Below are 1000 nucleotides of genomic sequence, written 5' to 3'. Positions count from 1 at the left end.
AGCTTAAATATTATCATCAATCTCACGAATTTTTTGAGAAACATGGTGGTAAGGCCATTATGTTGAGTAGGTTTCTTCCAATTTTCAGAACCATTGCACCATTTGTAGCTGGAATAGCCAAAATGCCTTTCGGTCGTTTTACCTATTATAACATTATTGGTGGAGTAGCCTGGATATTTGCATTATTGTTAGGCGGTTATTTATTAGGACAGATTCCGGTAATTAAAAACAACTTCGAACTGGTTATTATTTTTATTGCTGTGGTAACTTTTGTTCCCGCCATCTGGGCAGCCATCAGAAGCCGTTTTCAACCTAAAAAGATTGAGGCAATTATTGAAGGAGAGGATACAAAGGCATAATTATAGTTCCCTACCAATTAGAGAACCATTTTGATATTTCCTTTCTACCGCTTCACTTTCTATTTTTTCATCAGGTAATAATGCTGTTTTAATTAGGTTTTTAAGCACTGGCTGACCCGCATCAACCCAGGCAGAATACCAGAATGATCCCGTTTTTAATATGGCAGCACGCATTTGCTTTTCTACCATGTTATTCATTTTAGTATGGTAAGCTTTTGAATAGGCCATAGCGTATTGTTTCAGTACAGTATTATTCCTTTCAGAAAAGCTATACTTTTTGTCGGAAGGAAATGATGCATTCAGTTCAGCTTCGAAAGTTAATACGGTATCAACCAAACTGTGTGTGTGTTTAAGTATTTTCCAGATTTCTTGTAATGGGTTTTCAATATAATCTGCTTTGCCAACAACAAAATTGTAATGAGTTGAAAACAATTCGGGTAAACGGCTTTCCCAAAAGGCATGTATACCTACCTGATTAGTGAGTTGGCCATTGTGGTTTGCGGTAGTATGTAAAGGAACGTGAGCATCGCCAATGTAATGACCCAGGTCTGCAGAATATTTTAGAATTTTTATCGAATCACGCGTTTTAAAGGCTTTAACTAAACCATAATAACTACGCTGTATATGCCAGGGGATAATAC

2 protein-coding genes are annotated in these 1000 nt (G+C 36.7%); one reads left to right on the top strand and one right to left on the bottom strand.

All coding sequences use genetic code 11. The annotated features are described in order from the left end of the window. Positions 1 to 359, top strand: a 359-nt coding sequence (locus AC1DPQ_RS28780) for a VTT domain-containing protein (RefSeq protein WP_477611719.1), incomplete at its 5' end; no start/stop codon positions are given. On the opposite strand, the gene AC1DPQ_RS28775 is transcribed toward AC1DPQ_RS28780, so the two are convergent. Next, a partial coding sequence (locus AC1DPQ_RS28775) for a zinc dependent phospholipase C family protein (RefSeq protein WP_477611718.1) occupies positions 360 to 1000 on the bottom strand: 641 nt, incomplete at its 5' end. It abuts the gene before it with no gap.

The organism is Pedobacter sp. 01T416_2, assembly GCF_056398925.1.
The sequence above is the reverse complement of the archived record's forward strand: the minus strand, read 5'-3'. Positions and strand labels throughout refer to the sequence as shown.